Raw genomic sequence first — 17,232 nt, 5'->3', positions numbered from 1 at the left:
CACCCCATCGATTAGGCCTGACAAGCGATTAGTTAGTTAGTGGCCCAGTTGTCCGCCGACGTGAAGAGGCAGATCCTCGCTTCAAAGGCAGCTCGTTGCGCAGGCCGAGACAAGAGAGCGCCATGACTGACAAGCCGGACGTTTTCATAAGCCATGCCTCGCCAGCCAAAGGCGAGCTTTGTGCGGCCGCTCGCCGAGGCGCTGCGCAAGCTGTGTCGCGGCTTGGTACGACAAGTTTTCCGTCGAGCTGGGCGATAGCATCTCACAGCAGATCGACCGCGGGATCGCGACCTCGGGGTTTCGCATCGTCGTCGTCAGCCCGGCTTTCATTTCCGGAACGTCACCGAGAAAGAGATGTCGGACTTCAGCCCCTCTCTCGCCGACAAGCTCGCCGTGGATACGAGCCAGGTCGACGCAATGGAAGCGGCCATCCGGATCCTGCGGGCCGTGCGTCCCGACCTCTATTCCTGCCATCCTCGAGCCCAGCTCGAGGCCCAGTTCGAAGACTATTAGATTGTGCTTCTATCCGGCCAGCTGCGTGGCGGTGAAGGCTTCGCCGCCACGGCGCGCCCACAAACCCACGTGGCCAAGAAGCTTCGTATCGACGCGGGTTCCGGCTCGACAGAAGGATGATGCCGGAATCCACACTGAAGTCGAGAAATCCGAACCCGGCGACGGAAGTTGCGGCCTCGATGGTTGAGCATCGCGGCCCAAACCTTTAACAAAGTCAGACGGGGGGCGTCAGAAATTGCAAATCCATCAGGGCACCTGGACGGTCGATCGGCTATTCAGCGAGCGTGAGAACATCAACCTCAATCCGCAATGGCAGCGAGGACCGGCTTGGAAGCCGCCTCGCCAAGTCCTTTTGGTTGATTCCATTCTGAGGGGTATGGACATACCCAAGGTCTACCTGCGCGTTCGCAATGGCGATGCGGTATTCACTCATGATGCCGTAGATGGCCAGCAGCGACTGCGCGCATTGTGGGAGTGTCGTCTTCTCTGGGGTTAGGCGGCGCGCAGAAGAGGCGGTTTGGGCTTGAATCCTTGCGTGCAATTCTTCCTCAGCAACCTGATCGTCGAGCCGTTCGCCAATCCTGATGGTTCGCTTGCGCACGGTGGCATGCGTCTCGGTCGGCTCAACGGGCAGGAATTCGGCAAGCACTCTCGCAGCCTGCCGGTACGGCATCATGCTCCCCAGCCGCGCCGTCAGTTCCATCAGCTCGGATGTCGCTCGATCCGGGCAGATCTCCCGCAGCGGCGCAAAGGCATCGACCATGCCTGGGTAACAATCCCGACACAGCATCCAACGAGGATTGCGCACCTCCACGTTGCCAAAGACAGTCCGGATCCGTCGCGTCGTGTAGTCCTTGACCGGCCGAAACCTGTGGCACTCCGGGCAGACCCGACGAAAGAGGGAATACGTCTCCGCCTCATGGTTCACGACCGCGCTCTGCAGCGCCGCCATGATGGTCTTGCTGTCCTCGATCGACAGGCCGAGGTCGCCGTCAAACAGACGTTCCCAGCTCTTGTCGATGCGGACCGCCTTCCGGCAAACGTCTCCGAACTCGTTCCTGCCCGATCGTGATCGTCCATTCCACCGCCATCGCTTTCCCTCCGTGTCAAACGGCTTCCAAAACTGACCCCCGATCGGCATCCAATTTTATTTTGCACGCCGATTCACACCCTCCGAACAAAGCGGCGCTCATGGACTACGCGGGCCTAACAACCTGTATTCGACCCCAGAGAAATTACCGCTCTCACAGTGTCCTGTAGCCCCAGCCGGTGAGATTCACGGCGATTGTCGAGCGAGCGGGAGTCGAATGCCGTCCCACTTCTGCTCACGGGATCGTGCGCTGCAGATGTGCGTGCTGACATTCGTTCACTCAGTCAGCCGCTTCGTCATCAGCCGGCCGAATTCGGGGCGCGCTATGTCGTCCCCGCAAAGCCGCAGACAGTTCCAGGCGCTGGCCTGATTGCTGGTGACGACGGGGCGGCCGACCACTTCTTCCATGCCGGGAACGGCGAGCGCCGCGCGCAGCGCCGTGCAGGAGACGAACAGCGCGTCGGCCTGCGCATGCGTGGCCGTGCGCGCCAGTTCCACCAGGGAAGACGGCTTGATGCGTGCCATCTCGCGATCGTCCTCGAAGCCGAGGCAGGTGAAGCTCTCGATATCGAAGCCATGCGCCGCAAAATAGGCGGCCATCGGCCGGCTGGTCTCGACGGTATAAGGCGTGAGAATGCTGATGCGCTTCACGCCCAAGGCGTTTAGGCCGCGCACGCCTGCCATCGGCGGCGTGACCACGGGAACGCCGGGCTTCGCCGCCTGGATCGCGGCCTCAATCTCGGCATCGCCGATCACCACCGAAGCGGAGGTGCAGGAATAGCAGATCGCGTTGAGGGTTTCGCCCGGAAGGATAAGTCCGGCGCCTGCCGCGAGTGATGGCTGCATCTTACGCAGGTTCTCCGGCGTCGTTGGGTTGGCGTAGGGAATGCGCGCGACATAGACGCCTATCCGCTTGCTCGCCACCATGCGGCGGAAGTCGACCTCGCTAGTGTGGTCGGTGGCAAGGGCGATCAGGCCGACGCGTTTCTCGAGCGGACGCGCATCGAGGGCTGGGCGGCTCGATGCGAGCCGGATTTCGGGAAGCGGTTTCATGAATTTCATCTTTCGATCCTGCCGTAACGATGTTCCAGCCAGCGCAAAAGCACGACGGAGCAGAGGCTGATGACGAGGAAGAAGACGCCGACCAGCGTCATCGGCTCGACATAGCGATAATAGCTGTTGGCGACGCTCTTGGCCTGGTTCATCAGCTCCAGCACGGTGATTGCCGAAAGGAGGGGCGTCTCCTTGAACATGGCGATGAAATAATTGGCCAGGGCCGGGATCATCGGCGGGATCGCCTGCGGCAGGATGACATGCGTCCAGGTGTGATGGCCGCTCAGGTTGCACGCCTTGGCGGCCTCCCACTGGCCACGCGGCACATTGTCGATGCCGGCGCGATAAACTTCCGCCGTGTAGGTGCCGTAGTGCAGCCCAAGCCCGATGACGCCGGCGACCAGTGGCGGCAGCAGGATGCCGATGTCTGGCAGCACGTAGAAGATGAAATAGAGCTGCACCAGAAGCGGCGTGCCGCGGATGAACTCGGCGAACCAGCCGACGCTGCGCGACACCGCCCGGTTCGGCGAGCGCCGCGCCAGAGCGATGGCCAGGCCGACGATCGCTGCCAACGCCGAGCCCAGCAGCGTCGCCAGGATGGTGATCTTCACGCCCTGGATCAGCGTCGGCATGATATCCCGGACAAAATTCCAATCCCAGTCCATCAGACACGCACTCCGTCGAGGCCGCGCGCCATGCGGCGTTCCAGCGAGCGCACACCCCAGGAGATGATCAGCGCCAGCACGAAATAGATGACGAGGATGGCGGTGAACGGCATCAGCGTGCTGCCCGTCTGCGAGCGCACCACCTGTGCCTGGAAGGTGAGGTCGGCCAGTGAGATCAGCGACACGATAGATGTTGCCTTGAGCAGCTCGATCGCGTAGTTGCCGAAAGCCGGCAGCATGACGAGCAGCGCCTGCGGCAGGATCACATGGCGCATGCCTTGCCAGCGGCCGAGATTGAGCGCGGTGCAGGCCTCGTATTGCTCGCGGCCGATCGACAGGATGGCGCCGCGCACCACTTCAGCGCCGTAGGCGCCGACGTTCAAGCCCAGCGCCAGCACGCCGGCCTGCAAGGGTGTCAGGGACAGGCCGGCGAAGGGCAGAACGAAATACGCGAAGAACAGCTGTACGAAGCCCGACGTGCCGCGGAAGAACTCAATATAGGCCGTCGCCCAGCATCGTATTGCACCGAAGCGTGATAGCCGCCCCAGCCCGGCGATAAAGGCCATCACCAGCGCCACCACTGCGCCCATCACGGTGAGTTGCACCGTAACCATCGCGCCCTGCAGGATCAAGTCAAGATATCCGAACCAGTCTGTCATGGGAGATCAGTCCAATTAGTGAGCATCTGCGGACGAAACACCAGCATGACCTCCCTTTCGCGTGAGGTCATGCTGCGCGCACGGGCGGGGGTCAATAAGGGCAGCTCGGGAAACCCCGCCCGTTCGGAGACCCCCGCTCCGGGAGATCAGAGCGAGCCTAATTCGCCGAGGCGCAGAGCTTCTCGCGCGTCGTCGACATCGCTGCCTCGGCGGAGAAGCCATACGGTTCGATGATCTTGGCGAATTCGCCGGACTTCTTCATCTTGGCGAGCTCGACGTCGAAGGCATCGCGCAACGCCTCGTCACCCTTCTTGAAGGCAGCGCCATCGCACGAAATCGAACTGCCCTCTACAGGAGCAACGACTTCGAGATTAGGGTCGTTGGCCTTCTTCATCAGGTCGTTGATGGATAGAATCGGGAGCGCATAGGCGTCAATGCGTCCGTCTTGCACCATTTTCAGCCCACTCTGGGCGTCAGGCACGACGATGAGGCGGTCGCGCGGCACGCCGGCTTTGAACGCATGCTTTTCCTCAAGTCCGCCACCTGGTCCGCCGACGATGGCGGAGGGGTCCTTAGCAATACTCTCATACGACTTTAAACCCTTTGGATTCCCCTTCCTCACCAGAAAGGCATCACCGTCGCAAAGCACGGGTTCAGAATAGGCAACTGATTGGCAACGCTCCGGCTTCATGAACAAACCGGCGGTGACGACATCAAAGCGCCCGGCCTGCAGACCTGGGATCATGGCGCCGTACTCCGAGATGGAGGCGACGATGTCCTTGACGCCGAGGCGCTTGAATACCTCGCGCGCCACGTCCGGCGCTGCGCCCGAGACCTTGCCGTCGGCGGCCACCGCCGTATAGGGCGGCTCGTTTGCGATAGCGACGCGGGCAAAGCCCTGCTGCTTGAGTTGCTCCAGCTTTGCGTCGTCCGCCGAACGTGCACCGGAGGCGAGCAGCATCGTGCTCACTGCAAGGCCGGCGACACCGGCCAGGATGCCAAGTTTGTTCATTGTTCCCTGCTCCTTGTTCTCTTCTGGTTGCTCGAATTGGGCGCACAGCGCCGAGACGCTTTGTCGCCTCGGGATGTGCTGCGTCGCCCTTGCATAGCGGTCAGAGCAGTTGTCCGGCCGCGATGATCTTCTTCAGGAAGCTTTGCGTTCTTTCCTCTTTGGGTTGGCGGAAAATCTCATCGGGCTTGCCTTCCTCGACGATCCGGCCGCGGTCGAAGAAGAGCACGCGGTCGGCAAAGTCGTGGGCGAAGCCCATCTCATGGGTGACCAGAAGCATCGTCATGTCGGTCTCGGCGGCGAGCTTGCGCATGACGTTGAGAACCTCCTCGACCAGCTCGGGGTCTAGCGCCGAGGTGACCTCGTCGAACAGCATGATCTTGGGCGACAAAGCGAGCGCACGGGCGATTGCCACACGCTGCTTTTGTCCCCCGGAAAGCTGCGCCGGCATTGCTTCGGCTTTGTCGGCCAGGCCAACCATGTCGAGCATTTCCATCGCCTGCTTCTCGGCGGCGGCGCGCGTGACGCCCCTGGTCAGCATCGGCGCCAGCGTCACATTGTCCATGACGCATTTGTGCGGAAACAGATTGAACAGCTGGAAGACCATACCGATCTTTTGCCGCATCTTGGCGAGATGTCGCTCGTCGGCATGCAGCAGCTGGCCGTTGCGCTCCATGTGATAGAGTTGCTCGCCATCGACTTGGATGTGACCGCCATCGATCTTCTCCAGCGTCATCAGGATGCGCAGGATCGTCGTCTTGCCTGAGCCTGACGGTCCGATCAGTGCCAGCTTCTCGCCCGGCATGACCTGCATGGACAGACCGTCCAGCACCTTGAAGGCGCCGAAGCTTTTCGAGATGCCGTCAATCGTGATCATAGGCGCTGGCTTTGCGCAGGCATCACGAGATTGCGAATAAGGGATCAGACACGTGCTCCACGAAATCAGGGTTTGAGATGCGGACAACTTTTTCAAAATCGTAGTCGGCACTACGGATGAAACTCAATGGCACGGTGAGACACCTTTGATGCATACCTGCCGTCGAGTTTCGGCGCCAGCGCCCCTGCATTGCACGAGTGTGGCTACACTTGGTTTTCTTTCCATACACGGCCAATTCCGCCATCCCAACTAGATCCCGCCAATCGCACCGCGTGCCACACAGTTACCTGGATGGCGGTAAGTACAGGCTTGCCAAGTCTTTCTTCGACCAAGGGGATCAATTCCGAGGTCAGAATGTTGGTTTGAGGGATGAGGATTACTTGTGCATCGGGATGGTCACATTCTGAAGCGAGCCGGAAAACGTCCTCTGCTGTCAACTCAGGCTGGCGCTCCCAGCCCACGCTTTGATGCGACACGGTTTCGACGCCGCCTCCAGAGAGGAAATCTACGAAGCGACGCGTGACGCTCTCTACATATACCGAAGCTATAGCTACTCGCTTGATGCCAAGCGCTGAACAAGCTGCCAGGTAGGCCGTGGAGGTACTAGATGCTTTGGCGTTCGTGCCGCGCCTGATGTTCTCCAGCACAGCGAGATCGCCGCCCGCGCCAGCCGCAAAGCTGGCACTTGTACAAGCAAAGGTGACTACAGCCGGGTCAATTTGGTTGAATAGTTTCGCGCAAGCGGCAATGTCAGGATCGTCAGCGAGCGAAGCCATCCGGTCTGGCCAATTCGGACGAAACCATTCGGACGCAGGCCACCTCGACCGTGTAAAATGTAACGTTACTTCTTGCGGCGCAAACTTTTCGAACTCTTGTTCCAAGATGCCATTTTCTGGATAGATAACGCCAATACGTCGAACACTCATGTTCATGGAATGCTCCTTCATGCTAGGCCTTGAATTTGCTAATGGCTTGGCGATAGGCGCGTCGGCGAACTTTTGGGATTCCTCTGTTAGCTGCAGTGTCGCCTAGTATTCATTGCCGTTGCACAACATTTCAGTCGATCCAGTTCAAGCCGCATGAACATCCAACTGAGTACGGCGTTACGGCACGAGTATGTCCTCGTATTCGCTCGTCTTATTGAATTCACGCAGCACCATTGAATGCGCTGTAGAATAGATTGCCTTCTGGACGAAAGGTTAAAGCACAAAAATTTCTATGGCTTTTCGTTGGGTCGGCTCGTAGCTCGAGCAACCTTGGCTTCCTTCGAAATCTTGGCGAGACCTGCAATGGTCAATTCCGTAGCGAGATAGACACCAGCGCACCCGGCACTCAAGGCAGAGATCGAATCAACATTGCCTTGGATATACCCGATTGGAGCGAAGAACCTTGTATGCGTCGGGCAAATGCTCAACAGCCCCCTACGATTGCCAACTTGGTACGAGCCTGGCCTCCCGTGGGGCAATTGATTCAGTCGTCTCATCAAAAGAACTCCCATTCTTGTGAAGCTAGGCCTTGGCGGCTCATTGTTACAGTGCAATAGGAGATTATGCCAAAAAAAAATCTAAGCAAGATATAAATTTGTATCATAACAAAAGCCGGGTTTTCCTCGACCCGGCGCGTTCGCGTAACCGCTGGGGCGACGCAATGCGGACGTTATTCGCCAGGAGTAGGCGGACGAACACGGGATCGTTATCAGCCTGCGTTCGGTGGAGCGTGGGGTACAGCACCGCCGGGAGCTAAAGGCGCAGAAGCGGGCGACAGTCCGCTCGAGACGCCGCCCGGTCATCAGATGCAGATCGACTTCGGCGATACCCGTGTTTTGATCGGCTGCGAGCGGGTGCGGATCCATGTGTTTGTCGGGACGCGTGGCTATTCGCGCATCCGGGCCTCGCAGAGGCAGCGCCAGGCCGACTGGTTCGAAGGGCTGGAGGGCGCACTCCTGCGGTTCGGGGGCGTTCCGGCGGGAAGTCCTGATCGATAATGCGAAGGCTCTTGTCGAGCACCGTGACGCGGTGACGCGCGAGGTGAGTTTTAACGCGCGGCTGCATGCCTTCGCCCGGTACTGGGGCTTCAAGCCACAGGCCTGTGCTCCCTATCGGACGAACGCGGAGTCGGCTATGTCAAGAAGAACGCGATCGCCGGGCGCCGGTTTGAGAGCTGGGCGGCGTTCGAGGCGCATCTGGACCGGTGGACGCGCGAGGTCGCCGACCAGCGCGAACACGGCACGACCGGCGTCGCGCCGGTGGAATGCTTTGCCGCTGAAGCTCGTGCGCCTCGCCCGCTGGCCGGACGCGCGCCGTTCGGACAGGTGCGGGATCTGGTCCGCAAGGTCCGGGCCGACTGTGCAATCGTGCAATCGACCCGGCTACGAACAGCTACGCATGCCTACGACGAAGCCTTCGTCGTAGGGTACACAGCTACTCGGTCCCTTGGCGCCTGATCGGCGAAAGTGTCCAGGTCGTGGTGCTGGCAGGCCGCGTGATCATCCGTCATGCCGGCCAGGTAGTGGCCGACCATGCCCTGTGCGGAGGGCGACGACAGCGCATCGTGGACCGAATGCATTTTGTCGGCGTTGCCGCCTTCGAAGGGCCGGTGCGCGCCAATCGTTTGGTGGGCGAATGGGGGAACGTGGCCACCGCGATCCTGCATCGCCTGCTTCACCATTAGGCGGTGAGCTACCGTCTCCGCGAAAAACGCCGGACCGGCGCCTGAAAGTGCCGCCAAAGGGGTCAATTCCTCGTGTCTGTCGTGTCGCTCGACAGGCCACCAGACCTATCGACACAACGATCTGGGTGGAACCTTCCTCCACCAGTGATTCCGCCATCTGGGCGCACTGACAAAGCGGCTAGCGCGGCGCGACATAGTGCCTGTCTGGAACAACGACAATGTTGCCTACGAAAGACTTGGCCATAAAGTGTTCTTGAGCGCGATTGAACTGAGACAGCGGGAAGGTGGCAGCCAGGACAGGCTTAATTTTGCCGGCGCGAACGTAATCCAGCACGCGTGCGAACGCAGCTCTCGTGCCCTGCGACGAGCCATTTAGTTGCAAATGCTTCAGGTACATCGTGCGCAGATCCAGTTGGACAACTGGTCCAGAAATGGCTCCCGCCGTCGTATACCGTCCCTCAGGTCGAAGGACGTTCAGTAGTTTAGGGAACAGGGCGCCGCCCACGAGATCCGCAACCACGTCTATAGCTCTGCCGTGCGTCACACTACATACGTCTTCAGCAAAGCGATCGGTGTCCCGAAAGACTACGCCCTCTGCTCCTATGCTCTTCACGGCCCGTTCTTTGCCCCTACTGACAACGGCATAGGGAATGGCCCCCCTCGCACGACAAAGCTGGATTAGTCCCGATCCGACCCCCCCTGATGCCCCGGTGATTAAGACCACTTCGCCATTACGGACATCAGCACGCTCCAACATCTGCTCGCCAGTATGATATGCGCACCAGAATGTAGCTAACTCTGCATCCGAGTGTAGGGTTTCTATTGGATGTGCGTTGGCCGCGGGAATAGAAACATACTCTGCATAGCCTCCATCCCGACCATGACCAATATAGTCGATGTCGGCTAGGCTGTCGTCGTCTCGATTATAGATCGAGGCATCGACGATAACCCGCTCACCCACTCGGCTTTGGTTAATAGCATCGCCAACGGCTACGATGCGCCCAACGATGTCGGCCCCCTGAACCCGCGGGAACGAAAGGGTAGACCGCCCGCGCCGCCATGTTGAAATGGCACTTGGATCATCGTCTGTTCCGTAAGCACCCTGGCGGACCCAAACGTCCGTGTTGTTCAATCCACAGGCGGTCACATCGATGAGTACCTCGTCGCCTCCGCAAGCGGGGACGGGATAATCACGGTAGACGAGGACCTCACTTCCACCATGCCCCGTCAGCACGACCGCCTTCATTGTTTCTGGGATCATCTTCCCGCCCTTTCTATGCGCCTTCTGTCGCGAGCGCTGCTCCATCAAGCGGAATGCGTGTTCGGTTCTCGCGCACCTATTATTGATCCATACCATCACCATGTCAATTGGCGGCATTGTATCATATCAAGATTGACCTCCCTTTTCGACGTATACCAAAAGGGGCATGGCCCGAAGGGAATCCGGTTCTGTCGCAAAGATCGAAAACGGGACAAAGGATGGCAGGCGTCGCGTCGGCGTTCTATGCAGGATGGCGAACTACTCGGCAATTAAAGGGTTGGGATCTAGGTATACTGCCGCCCGACAGGATAATTTCGGCGGTCGCCTTCGCCTTGAAGCCGTGCATTGAGCTGATGCCTCACCTGATCCGTCGATCATCCTGCTCGATGGAAAACTGGCTTTGGCCGGTGCGGATATGCTTCAGCAATCGCCGCGAACGATCCCGCAAAACGCCTTTCAACAAGGATCGCCTCCTGATTTGTCTGGCTGCACGGGGCCTTGGTAGTCAAGACCGTTTTAGCAAAACAGGAATTTGTATCATAACTAATGCGGCCTCGTCGTGCACAGGGGTACATTGCACCATAGACCTTCAACTCGTTATGCGATATCGCTAGAGTCAATAGCCTCCGCTGAGCGTCAAAATCGAAACGGTACAAGCTTGGCACTGGGAATGAGATGAACATTTGGAAGCCAGATCGGCGCTCCCTGAGCCCGCCAGTTTATAAGTCAATTGCCGATCAAATTGCTGAAGCGATCCAAGATGGCCGTCTGCCGGATGGAACCCGTCTGCTACCGCAACGCCACTTGGCGAGAGATCTGGATATTTCAGTCCAGACGGTAAGCCGTGCCTATGAGGAACTGTCACGTCGTGACCTTTTGTCGGGCAAAGCAGGGCGCGGAACTTTCGTCAAAGGGCCGAAGACGGATCGAGGTCCTCCATTCTCGCTGCAGCGCATTCCGGAACTTATCGATCTTTCCATACTCAAGCCTGTTTGTGAAAGTGTTCATGTGCAGCGAATGAGCGGTGCGCTTGCGCGGCTCTCATCCTCACTGCCGCATAGAATCGTAAATACCTTTCGTCCTGAAAGTGCGGCATCTCATCATCGCGCGGCCGCATTACAGTGGCTGTGTGAATGCAGGGTTGAGACGTCACCTTATAATGTCTGCATAACAAATGGGGCAACGCCGGCCTTGGCGGTGGCGTTGATGACAGTGGCGCCGCCCGGCTCATCGGTTGCCACTGAGGTTCTGGGACACCACTCTTTGAAGCCGCTCGCCTCCTACATGGGTGTTCGCTTGATTGGGGTGGAAATAGATGAGCAAGGGCTCATCCCAGAGGCATTGGATCGTAGCTGTGCCGAGAACAATATTCGCGCGCTTTTCATTCAGCCCACTGTAATAAATCCGACTGTGACCATTCTGCCTGAAGAACGAAGGCGTCATATCGCCGCAATTGCCGAGAAACACGATCTTCTGATTGTCGAAAACGATGCGCTTGGCCCACTGATCACTGGTGGTCCACCACCATTGTACTCATTCTCGCCGGAACGCACCTTCTATGTCACCAGTTTCACAAAAATTGTAATGCCGGGCCTGCGGATCGGATATCTAGTAATGCCCCCGAAGTATATTGCAACGGCTACTAACCGGCATCTCGTCACGAGTTGGATGGCAACGCCGCTCATGGAAGAATTGGCGACGAATTGGGTGCAGGATGGAATCGCCATCGAGCTTGTCCAATGGCAGCGCGAGGCATTGGCGTCACGACACCGCATTTTTAAAGAAAAGCTGGGCGGCTATCCGCATTCCACACATCCCGAGGGCTTGCATGTCTGGATGCCCTTGCCAGAAGGTTACAATGAAGCTGGTTTCGTTGCCCATACTCGATCCCTCGGCGTGGCAATTGCGGCTGCAAGTTCGTTTCTCGCAGGAGAAAACCCTCTCTATCCCGCAATCCGGATTTCATTGGGGTCGGTTTCGGAGGAAGCTTTATCTGCGGGCCTGGAGGCGATAGCAAGCGTGCTGGCTGCCCCGCCTGAGCCGCCGCTCTGGCGCTAGTTACTGAGTTTCTCCTGGATTGTGATTCCATTCGGCTGTTCATGGCGATGGGTGATTTCGATGGGGGCTGCAGTGGGGTTCTTCGATGTTGATGACCGGCTTCGGCGGCTGAGCGACCTTGGCGATCAGCTCGAGGCCTATGGGCGGGTGGTGGATTTTGAGACATTCCGGCCGGAACTGGAAAAGGCGCTTGCCTATACGAGCGGACCGCGCGGCGGCCGACCGCCCTAGGATGCGGTGATGATGCTGAAGGTGTTGGTGATCCAGACGGCGAACAACCTTTCGGACGAGCGCACCGAGTTCCTGATCAACGACCGGCTGTCCTTCATGCGGTTCCTGGGCCTCGGGCTGCCGACAGGGTTCCCGATGCACGCACGATCTGGCTGTTTCGCGAAAAACTGACGAAGACCGACGCGATCAAGGCCTTGTTCGAACGCTTCGATGCGATGCTGCGCGACGCCGGCTACATCGCCATGTCGGGCCAGATCGTGGATTCCAGTCTCGTCGCCGCGCCGAAGCAGAGGAATACCAAAGAGGAAAAGGACGACATCAAGGCCGGCCGCGTTCCACAAGATTGGAAGGACAAACCCGCGAAACTGCGGCAGAAAGATCGCGATGCACGCTGGACGGTCAAGTTCACCAAGGCCAAGCCACAGGCGAACGGTACGATGCCGCCAGTCGACATCGCCATTCCCGCTTTCGGCTACCAGAACCATATCTCCATCGACCGCGAGCATGGGTTGATCCGCAAATGGCTGGCAACGGATGCGGCCGCCTATGAAGGAGCCAGGCTGCGCGAAGGCCTGCTCGACAAGACCAACACCTCGAAGAGCGTATGGGCCGACACCGGCTACAGATCGGCGGCCAACGAGATATTCATGGAGAAGCAAGGCTTCGTCAGCCGGGTTCACCGCAAGAAGCCCAAGACAGGCTGATGCCCGAAACCACCCGGCGCGCCAACAACATGAAGTCGAAGGTCCGCTCGCGCGTCGAGCATGTCTTCGCCGAGCAGAAGAGCCGTATGGGGCTGTTCATCCGAACCATCGGCATCGCAAGGGCCACGACGAAGATCGGCATGGCCAATCTCACATACAACATAAAGCGCCTGATCTACCTGGAGCGCATCGCTGCCGCATGAACTACCCCCGAAAGGGCCAAAGGCCGCGGCGCAAGCCGAGAAATTGCCGCCGCTTGAACACCCTTGCGCGCCGAAATCCACCCGTCTGGCTTCCAGTACGACGTTGATCGAAGCGTCCAGCTCTCCATGGCTTCATTGTCCCAGACGCTGTCCGGAATCATTGGAATACGCACGAATCTCGAGCGGCTGGCAGCCGCTTACTTGGCCCAATTCCTTTTCCTGCTGCCCCGGATACAGCCGTCTGCAGCCGCAATCTGACGGTCATGCCAGGCTGGGCAATCGCCTTCACCTGCATCGGATTGGCGACAACGTACGCATCCGGTGAAGCTTCGCCGGAGGCGTATGCGACAACCACCCGACCGACGAAAGGCGAAGGCACCCGCACCCAGACATGGCGTTGCCGGTCGCCTCCACCACGACCTAGCTGCCCGCCCCGCTCTTGCTTGACCATATAGCCGGCGCGCCCCGCGCGAACGCACTGCGGTTTCCTACAGCGCGCGCCTCTTGAATTCGTGTGGAGCGGCGTTCCCTTCTCAAATGCTCAGCTTCCCCGATGCTATCTCGATCGGCTTCGGCTCGCCTCGAAAGCCGAGGAATTCGGGGCGTGGCTTCTTTGCGTCGAACGGGTCTTCGAGCCGGTTCGACACGGCGTTGAACACGAAGAACGCATTCGAACGGGCGAACGGCGTGATGTTGCCGTTCGAGCCGTGCATCGTATTGCAGTCGAACAAAACCAGCGTGCCAGCCTTGCCGGTGGCGACGTGGATGCCGTGCTTATTGGCGAGCTTAGTCAGCGCCTCGTGTGAGGGCGTGCCCACTTCCTGCTTCTTGAGTGAGGATTTGTAGTTGTTCTCAGGCGTCTCGCCGGCGCAGCCGATGAAGTGCTGGTGCGAGCCTGGCATCAACATCAAGGGGCCGTTCAGCGCATCATTATCCGTCAGGAGCAGCGATGCGGAGACGGCGCGCATGCGCGGCATACCGTCCTCAGCATGCCAAGTCTCGAAATCGGAGTGCCAGTAGAACTCCTTGCCTGTGAATCCCGCCTTATAGTTCAGCCGCGACTGGTGGATATAGACATCGGCGCCAAGGAGATAGCTGGCGATGCCCGCCACACGGCGGTCGCTTGCCAGCCGGTTAAATAGGGGACTCTGCTCCGGCAGCTTGAAGATGGTACGAACTTCGTCTGAGTCCGGCTCGGTGATGATACAGCCCTCTTCCAGCTCGCGCTTACCACCACGCAACGCGGCCGATTCTTGCATCAGCTCCTTAACTTCATCTTCCAAGAAGAGATCCCTCAATACAATGAAACCGTCGCGGTCGAAGTGGTCGGTCTCCTGCGCCGTTAGCGGCGCGTCGGGGCACCACTGGCTCCACACTGTCTTGTCCTGACGGGGCAGCCAGCGCTCTTCCGGCAGCCGGCTCGGATAGGGGTCCTGTCTTCGTTTAACCGTATCGGTGATTGCAACCATCTTTTTCTCCTCTTCTTATGTTGGGTTACAGTCGCATTGCTGAGGCTGAAGGCTGCAAGTCCTGCGACCCGTAAGCTACTCCTCGCATTTTTACCGCTATTGGCTCGGACTTGGTTGATCGCTGGACCGTATGGTCCCCACGTGCCTTCACAGTGGGTCATGCAAACGGCGTACCCTGAAGAGATTTGGGACAAGGCGAGAAAACCGTGCGTTTTGCGCCGCGAGGGCGGAACACTTGCGCGTCAGGATGTCGGGTTTCGAACATTGGATTGGCGCAGAGTAAGCGCGGAATGTCGTAATTGAAATCCGCAGATGGCCCCAAGCGCCAAGCATGGCGCTTTGCAGCAAGTAAGCGGAGCGTGGGCCGTTGGAGGCGCGGTCGCGGTGGGGAGAGGCGGAGGGCCTAATATTCTCGATGTAGGCGCTCGCTGGCCTTCTCTGTGGCGACATCAGATCGCCTCAGAGTCGACAGGATACGCGCCGGTCTCATCGTGCACCTCGCTGCCGGCCAAGGGAGGGACGAAGACGCAGGCCAACACCAATTCGGTCTCGGCACACAGCATGTGAGCATCATGCTTGTCGAGCGCGTAAATGATGCCCGGTCGAACGACATGGACCGCATCTGCCTGCGGATCCTCGATAGAACCCGTTCCAGAGATGCAGTAGACCGCCTCAAGATGGTTCCGATAGTGCATCTTGAGCCGGGCACCTGGATGGATCTTAGTGATATGGAAGGAGAAGCCCATTCCATCGTTCTTGAGGAGCAACCGCACGCTTTCCCAGCTAGTCGTCTGGACCCGCCTGGCTGTCTTTTTCTCCTCATTGAAATTCCTGACAATCACGATTTACCTCTTACGCTGCCACATGCCCTTGTGCTGCCGATCACGCTAGCGATAGCGTCCTCGAGGACGTCGAGGCCCTGGCTAAGCTGATCCTCGGCGATGACGAGAGGTGGCAGACACTTTACAATCTCGTCTTTGGGACCAGCGGCCTCAAGAAGAAGACCATTCTGAAACGCGGTGCTGATGACCTGACCGGCAACTTGGCCAGACTTCAAATCGATGCCCCGCATCATACCACGACCTTTGGCTGACGCTCGATCTGGGTCGTACTTCTGCGCGATATGATCAAGGCGACTCTTCAGCAGATTGCCTTTCTCCCTGACGGATGCTGCCAAGCTGTCGGTGCGCCAGAAGTGCTCCAGGGCTGCCCGGGCCGTGACGAAAGCATGGCAATTGCCGCGGAATGTGCCGTTGTGCTCTCCGGGCTCCCATTTGTCGAGTTGTCGATCTATTAGAACGAGGGCCATAGGCAGGCCATAGCCCGATATCGATTTGGCCATTGTGACGATGTCCGGGCGTAGACCGGCCGCTTCGAAGCTGAAGAACGCATCGGTCCGGCCAACTCCCGCCTGAATGTCGTCTACGATCAGCAGAGCTCCGTGCCTGCGCGCAATGACCGCCACCTTGCGCAGCCACTCCGTGCCTGCGACATTCAGGCCGCCTTCGCCCTGAACTGTCTCGACAATCACCGCAGCCGGCGCGTCCACACCGCTGGAGGCATCCGAAAGCAGGTGATCAAGATAGTCGGCGGTGTCTACACTGGATCCAAGATAGCCGTCATACGGTAACCGCGTGACGCCGCCGAGCAGCTGGCCGGCGGCTGCGCGGTGGTATCTGCTGCCGGTGCAGGATAGAGCGCCGAGGCTCACGCCATGAAAGCCATTGGTGAAAGCTATGATGTTGGAGCGCCCAGTGATCTTGCGTGCTAGCTTGAGGGCAGCCTCGACCGCGTTGGCGCCGGTCGGTCCCGGAAACTGTACGACGTAGTCTAGTTGTCGCGGCCTAAGGATCGTCTCGTGGAATCCTCGCAGAAAAGACTCCTTGGCTTCGTTATACAGATCGAGGCCATGGGTGATGCCGTCACTCGCTATGTAGTCTGCGAGCGCGGACTTCAGCTCGGGGGGGTTGTGCCCATAGTTTAGACTTGAGCAGCCCATGAGAAAGTCGAGATAGGCCGTCCCATCTCGCGCAAACAGCTGAGCCCCTTGCGCCCTCGCGAAAACGACGGGAAAGCTGCGGGCGTAGCTGCGAACTTCGGACTCAAGATGGTTGAACGTCGCGAATTCATCCCCGCCGTACGGCGCACTTCGGTCAGTCACGGTTGCCTCCTTATTCGCGTATGGCTTAGGGGCTCGGCGAGCATGCCCGCAGTGCTGGAGCGTACGATGGGGCCAATGGCTATCGTGTACTCGCTCTCACGCTGTCCCTTAAAATGGATATCGCGGTCGAAGCGCAGAGTCTGCCGGATTGGCGCGCGCAGATTCCGAGCCACACCTGCGAAGAGCAACTTGGACGTCGTGTTGCTGAGAGTCACCGTGGCGTTGATGTGGGTCACGCCGTCGCAAGATCGCCTGTTCAGGGCTGAGATGATCAACCCTTTGCCGACCCCTATAGTGCGTGCCTCAGGATGCACGGCAATCTGCCAAATGAAGAGCGTTGATGGTTCGCTCGGCCGCCGATAAGTCGCCAACCAGCCGACCACCTCACCAGCTCGCTCCGCGAGCACACAGGTGTCGGCGAAATCAGTGCAGAGCAGGAGCTCGCAGTAAAGCGAGTTGCGATCCAGGGGCGGGCAGTTCGCGATGAGTTCCCATACGTCGGCTGCATAAAATTCCGTGGGCTCTCGGAATGTCACTCCTGACAACTGGATGGTGGGAGGCAACGGGAACCTCTGGCTATCACTGACCATTCGTATCCTCCGGGCGAAC

At 59.0% G+C, this 17,232-nt stretch carries 15 protein-coding genes and 2 pseudogenes; 6 read left to right on the top strand and 11 right to left on the bottom strand.

What is annotated here, in order from left to right:
* Positions 1-354: 354 nt before the first annotated feature.
* From NKI73_RS15620 to NKI73_RS33650, 3 genes are all read left to right on the top strand, one after another.
* Positions 355-513 carry a hypothetical protein gene (locus NKI73_RS15620; protein WP_352631132.1) on the top strand — a complete coding sequence of 53 codons (159 nt, stop codon included), beginning with the start codon at positions 355-357 and terminating at the stop codon, positions 511-513.
* Between the two features lie 235 nt (positions 514-748).
* Positions 749-1,009, top strand: coding sequence for a DUF262 domain-containing protein (locus tag NKI73_RS15615; RefSeq protein WP_352631184.1), 261 nt, complete (start codon positions 749-751; stop codon positions 1,007-1,009).
* A 39-nt stretch (positions 1,010-1,048) separates the two neighbouring features.
* The gene (locus tag NKI73_RS33650) at positions 1,049-1,585 is read left to right on the top strand and encodes a hypothetical protein (protein ID WP_502909563.1); all 537 of its coding nucleotides are present in this window, start codon (positions 1,049-1,051) and stop codon (positions 1,583-1,585) included.
* A gap of 294 nt (positions 1,586-1,879) precedes the next feature.
* Here the strand turns inward: NKI73_RS33650 and eutA are convergent, their stop codons facing one another.
* The 6 genes from eutA to NKI73_RS15580 form a co-directional block, all read right to left on the bottom strand.
* The gene (eutA, locus tag NKI73_RS15605) at positions 1,880-2,656 is read right to left on the bottom strand and encodes an ectoine utilization protein EutA (protein ID WP_352631182.1); all 777 of its coding nucleotides are present in this window, start codon (positions 2,654-2,656) and stop codon (positions 1,880-1,882) included.
* Positions 2,657-2,661: 5 nt separating this feature from the next.
* On the bottom strand, positions 2,662-3,321 hold the full coding sequence (gene ehuD / locus NKI73_RS15600) for an ectoine/hydroxyectoine ABC transporter permease subunit EhuD (RefSeq protein ID WP_352631130.1): 660 nt from the start codon (positions 3,319-3,321) through the stop codon (positions 2,662-2,664).
* Positions 3,321-3,980 carry an ectoine/hydroxyectoine ABC transporter permease subunit EhuC gene (gene ehuC, locus NKI73_RS15595; RefSeq protein ID WP_352631127.1) on the bottom strand — a complete coding sequence of 220 codons (660 nt, stop codon included), beginning with the start codon at positions 3,978-3,980 and terminating at the stop codon, positions 3,321-3,323. The genes ehuD and ehuC overlap by 1 nt, the downstream gene beginning before the upstream one ends.
* A gap of 157 nt (positions 3,981-4,137) precedes the next feature.
* Positions 4,138-4,992: an ectoine/hydroxyectoine ABC transporter substrate-binding protein EhuB gene (gene ehuB / locus NKI73_RS15590; protein WP_352631125.1), complete on the bottom strand. Its 855-nt coding sequence runs from the start codon at positions 4,990-4,992 to the stop codon at positions 4,138-4,140.
* A 100-nt stretch (positions 4,993-5,092) separates the two neighbouring features.
* A complete protein-coding gene (gene ehuA / locus NKI73_RS15585) occupies positions 5,093-5,866 on the bottom strand; it encodes an ectoine/hydroxyectoine ABC transporter ATP-binding protein EhuA (RefSeq protein ID WP_352631124.1) in 774 nt (257 codons plus the stop codon).
* A gap of 203 nt (positions 5,867-6,069) precedes the next feature.
* On the bottom strand, positions 6,070-6,798 hold the full coding sequence (locus NKI73_RS15580) for a maleate cis-trans isomerase family protein (protein ID WP_352631122.1): 729 nt from the start codon (positions 6,796-6,798) through the stop codon (positions 6,070-6,072).
* 714 nt (positions 6,799-7,512) lie between these two features.
* On the opposite strand from NKI73_RS15580, the pseudogene istA reads away from it, so the two are divergent.
* A pseudogene (istA, locus tag NKI73_RS15575) lies at positions 7,513-8,470 on the top strand (IS21 family transposase); the annotation flags it as partial.
* A gap of 244 nt (positions 8,471-8,714) precedes the next feature.
* On the opposite strand, the gene NKI73_RS15570 reads toward istA, so the two are convergent.
* Positions 8,715-9,797, bottom strand: coding sequence for an alcohol dehydrogenase family protein (locus tag NKI73_RS15570; protein WP_352631180.1), 1,083 nt, complete (start codon positions 9,795-9,797; stop codon positions 8,715-8,717).
* A 675-nt stretch (positions 9,798-10,472) separates the two neighbouring features.
* Between NKI73_RS15570 and ehuR the strand changes: the two genes are divergently transcribed.
* Both ehuR and NKI73_RS15560 read left to right on the top strand, forming a co-directional pair.
* Entirely contained in the window at positions 10,473-11,855 is a 1,383-nt protein-coding gene (gene ehuR / locus NKI73_RS15565) for a MocR-like ectoine utilization transcription factor EhuR (protein WP_352631120.1), read from the top strand.
* Positions 11,856-11,915: 60 nt separating this feature from the next.
* Positions 11,916-12,993: pseudogene (locus NKI73_RS15560) on the top strand (IS5 family transposase).
* Between the two features lie 533 nt (positions 12,994-13,526).
* On the opposite strand, the gene thpD reads toward NKI73_RS15560, so the two are convergent.
* The 4 genes from thpD to ectA all read right to left on the bottom strand — a co-directional run bounded on the left by thpD (position 13,527) and on the right by ectA (position 17,213).
* Positions 13,527-14,462 carry an ectoine hydroxylase gene (gene thpD, locus NKI73_RS15555; protein ID WP_352631118.1) on the bottom strand — a complete coding sequence of 312 codons (936 nt, stop codon included), beginning with the start codon at positions 14,460-14,462 and terminating at the stop codon, positions 13,527-13,529.
* Between the two features lie 449 nt (positions 14,463-14,911).
* Positions 14,912-15,304, bottom strand: a complete 393-nt coding sequence (locus tag NKI73_RS15550) for an ectoine synthase (protein WP_352631116.1) — start codon at positions 15,302-15,304, stop codon at positions 14,912-14,914.
* A complete protein-coding gene (gene ectB, locus NKI73_RS15545) occupies positions 15,301-16,623 on the bottom strand; it encodes a diaminobutyrate--2-oxoglutarate transaminase (protein WP_352631114.1) in 1,323 nt (440 codons plus the stop codon). The genes NKI73_RS15550 and ectB overlap by 4 nt, the downstream gene beginning before the upstream one ends.
* Positions 16,620-17,213, bottom strand: a complete 594-nt coding sequence (gene ectA, locus NKI73_RS15540; RefSeq protein ID WP_352631112.1) for a diaminobutyrate acetyltransferase — start codon at positions 17,211-17,213, stop codon at positions 16,620-16,622. The genes ectB and ectA overlap by 4 nt, the downstream gene beginning before the upstream one ends.
* Positions 17,214-17,232 lie beyond the last annotated feature (19 nt).

Source organism: Mesorhizobium sp. M0496, assembly GCF_040321205.1.
GTDB lineage: Bacteria > Pseudomonadota > Alphaproteobacteria > Rhizobiales > Rhizobiaceae > Mesorhizobium.
Note: the sequence above shows the minus strand (reverse complement) of the source record. Positions and strands in the feature narration are given on the sequence as shown.